This is a genomic window from Pelagihabitans pacificus, assembly GCF_009371985.2.
GTDB lineage: Bacteria > Bacteroidota > Bacteroidia > Flavobacteriales > Flavobacteriaceae > Pelagihabitans > Pelagihabitans pacificus.
This window is the reverse complement of sequence record NZ_VIKU02000015.1, coordinates 1-3179: the sequence shown is the minus strand read 5'-3', so window position 1 is coordinate 3179 and position 3179 is coordinate 1. Positions and strand designations below refer to the sequence as shown.

Annotated in this window: 3 protein-coding genes; all 3 read left to right on the top strand. The window is 35.0% G+C overall.

What is annotated here, in order from left to right:
* Positions 1 to 142: 142 nt before the first annotated feature.
* The 3 genes from FK220_RS19925 to FK220_RS19915 all read left to right on the top strand — a co-directional run bounded on the left by FK220_RS19925 (position 143) and on the right by FK220_RS19915 (position 2931).
* Positions 143 to 1477, top strand: a complete 1335-nt coding sequence (locus tag FK220_RS19925; RefSeq protein WP_152576120.1) for a serine hydrolase domain-containing protein — start codon at positions 143 to 145, stop codon at positions 1475 to 1477.
* A gap of 153 nt (positions 1478 to 1630) precedes the next feature.
* Positions 1631 to 2260, top strand: coding sequence for a hypothetical protein (locus tag FK220_RS19920; RefSeq protein WP_152576119.1), 630 nt, complete (start codon positions 1631 to 1633; stop codon positions 2258 to 2260).
* A 146-nt stretch (positions 2261 to 2406) separates the two neighbouring features.
* Complete coding sequence (locus FK220_RS19915; RefSeq protein ID WP_152576118.1) at positions 2407 to 2931, top strand: hypothetical protein; 525 nt, start codon at positions 2407 to 2409, stop codon at positions 2929 to 2931.
* Positions 2932 to 3179: the final 248 nt, after the last annotated feature.

The window sequence follows — 3179 nt, the reverse complement described above, 5'->3', positions numbered from 1 at the left end:
GGCTATAAACAATTGCTATTAGAGGCTTATCCTGAAAATTCCTGCGGAATTTTCAGCTTATCTTGTACTTGCAAAAGTCCGTGCTAACACACGCAACTGTTCATAGCCGAGACCGTTAGGCTCAATAAAAACGCAATTAAATATGATAACCAACAAACTGTCGTTAAAGGTACTTATCACTCTCAGTTTGCTTCTATTCGTTGGATGCAAAAAACAAGTCAAAGAGCTCACATTAGAAGAAAAAATTGCATTAGCTGTAGAATCAAGAAAAATTCCCACATCAAAAGACCATAAAATAATCTTTACGGTTCCTGAATCCCTTATTGGAAGAGGACCTCAAATAACAGAGGTATTTAGCCATATGGAAAACTATATTCCTACTGTTCTGATAGAAAAAGGAAATACAAAAACAATAAAGCTTTCAGAAAATATAAGTCAAACCCTCGGTCAAGAGATTCTCACCAGTGCCTTCTTTGAAAAGGAAACATCACTTGACCAAATTTGCGATGAAAAACAAGTTAATGGTGTAATTGTTCTTCACAAAGGACAAGTGGTTTATGAAAGGTATCCCGAAATGGAACCTTCTGACAAGCATTTTTTGGGTTCTGTGAGTAAAACTTTTTTAGGAACCGTAATAGCACATTTGGCAGATGAAGGAAAACTTAACGAACAAGATCCGATTGGGAAGCATATTACAGAGTTTAAGGATAAGCCATTGGCCAATGTAACCATTGAAAATTTGTTAAGGATGACCTCAGGAATCAACTGCAGAGAAAGCGATGAGGGATCCTATACTGACCCAAACCATTGTTTTTATAAATTACTTCAGCATTCTGCGGTTTATACAGAGCCAAATCCTGGATTTGAAGAAAGCTTAATAGAATTATTGTCCAATTCAGGAAAAATTGAACCTGCTGGGCAAACCTACGATTATACTTCCGCCAATTCTGTTATTCTGACGACCATCGCTGAAAGAGTTTCTTCAAAGCCTTTTCATGAGTTGGTTCAGGACTATATATGGTCAAGAATTGGAGCCGAAGATGATGCAAGGGTAACGCTATCCAGTACTGGTGTTGCCGGAAGTTACGGTTTAATGTTAATGCGCCTAAGAGATCTTGCCAGATATGGACTGGCCTTTACAGATGACGCTACTACAAAAATAGCATCGGCACGATATTTAAATCAAATTCATACCGGAGATAGAGCATTATTTAGATCTGACGGAGGAACAGATCAGCATTTGAGGAAACATTATTATGAAGGACAAGGCGCAGATTTTCAGAGCTATCATTGGGATGTGATTTTTGAAGACGGTGACTTCTTTAAAGAAGGCTTTGGAGGTCAGGGTCTTTACATATCCCCTTCAAAAAGATTAATTATTGCATTTTTTAGTGCACGTAAGGATGAGACCGATAATAACCGCAATATGATAGCCCTGGTTCGTAGTTTGGCGTTACTTGAACAATTTAAAGAATAAATGAGTCAAATACTGAGCCTAACAATGGCTATAATTCATTGTGGTTTGGTGCCACACCAAAGTAAAAGTATTAATCAAAAGCTGATTTCTAAGCGGAATAATCTTGCGGGGGATTCCACAACGAAATCATAGCCTAGACCGTTGTAAACAATTATGAGAAACATTCTTACATCAATTTTAATTCTTTGCTTTATCGAAGCAAACGCTCAACACTGGAGTGACATTAATGCGGATTTAGGAATATCTGACTCTCTTTATTATCCAACCGAAATAAGAATTTATGCAGGTCCTGGAATAACCAATTATACTTCACTTTTTAGAATGTATAAAAATGAGTATGATAAATGGACAGCTGAATTTTATGAGCATTGGTCAAAAGTTGATAGCACAAGTGAATTGAAAACAGAGAAAACAATATTGAATTCTAAAAGTGATATGGAATATGTTTATCTGAACTTATTTCGGAGCTACATATTTGAACTGCCAAATAGAAGTGAAATAGATTGGAAATTATCGGAAAGAGGTGTCATAAAAAAAGAAGAAAGAAGATATAGCAGTAAGCATAAAAAAACAAGAACGGAATGGGACATTCTATCGAAAAAATCAGCAGCTCTGGATGGAACAAGTTATTTTTTTAGAGTAAAAAACCGATACAAAACAAACGAATTTGAATTTGGAAATCCTTTTTTTTATAATGAGAAATACCCTGAAATTGACGAACCAAAATACGTTTGCGAACTAATTGAAATTATCCGTTCTGAATTTGAAATTTGGAAAAAATAACTGTTTACAACAACGGCTATAGTTCATTACGGCTGAAATTCCTAATCGAAATTTCTAGCCTTTTTGCTAAATTTATGGTTACGGCGGAATGATACTCGCGTACCATTCCGTAACGAAACCATAGCCAAAACCGTTGGCAAACATTTATGAAAACACCGAAAATAATTCTGATTTTAGTTTCAATCCTTTTTTTAGGATGTAATTCGAGTGGAAAAAATGGAAGCAAAATTATTCTAAAAGGACAAGTGGATAAATTAGAACAAATTGTTAATTCAAATCTGAATGGAAATTCTGAATTGAATCCTGTAATTGCCTTGAATTCAATTGTGGAATTATATCAATCAAATAAGAGTTCAACGGTGGAATCCAATGAAAAGCCGATTGACATTTATGTGATTTATGGAACTGATTATTGGAAAGACGATGCTAAAACTTTTGAAATAGCTTTTGCCCACCAAAAGGTAGACCAAAATGACGGAAATCTTTACGAATACCGAATTGATATGATTTATGAGCCATCGGATTTTAAAGAAATTGCGGAATTCGACTTGCGACACGATTCGACATCGGACTTAAAAGAGTTTAAAAAGTCAATTGAAGAATCTGACGGATTTCAAAAGGCATTGAAAATAAAGCCAATGAAAATTGAATTAATTAAAGAACAGATATAAAAACGATTTGCCAACAATGGCTATAATTCATTGTGGTTTTGTGCCACACCAAAGTAAAGATATAAATCAAACGGCTGGATTTCGGCGGAATAATCCTGCGGATGATTCCACAACGAAATCATAGCCGAGACCGTTAGCTACAATTAGGAATGACAAAATCAGAAATAAAATATCCAATTCTTTTAATAAGAGAAAATGACAGTAATCTATATGGGATGGATAAAGGATTGGGATTAATTTCTAAAGGA

Coding starts and splice junctions, on each gene's coding strand:
- FK220_RS19915 (WP_152576118.1), top strand. CDS start 2,407: ATGAAAACACCGAAAATAATTCTGATTTTAGTTTCAATCCTTTTTTTA.
- FK220_RS19925 (WP_152576120.1), top strand. CDS start 143: ATGATAACCAACAAACTGTCGTTAAAGGTACTTATCACTCTCAGTTTG.
- FK220_RS19920 (WP_152576119.1), top strand. CDS start 1,631: ATGAGAAACATTCTTACATCAATTTTAATTCTTTGCTTTATCGAAGCA.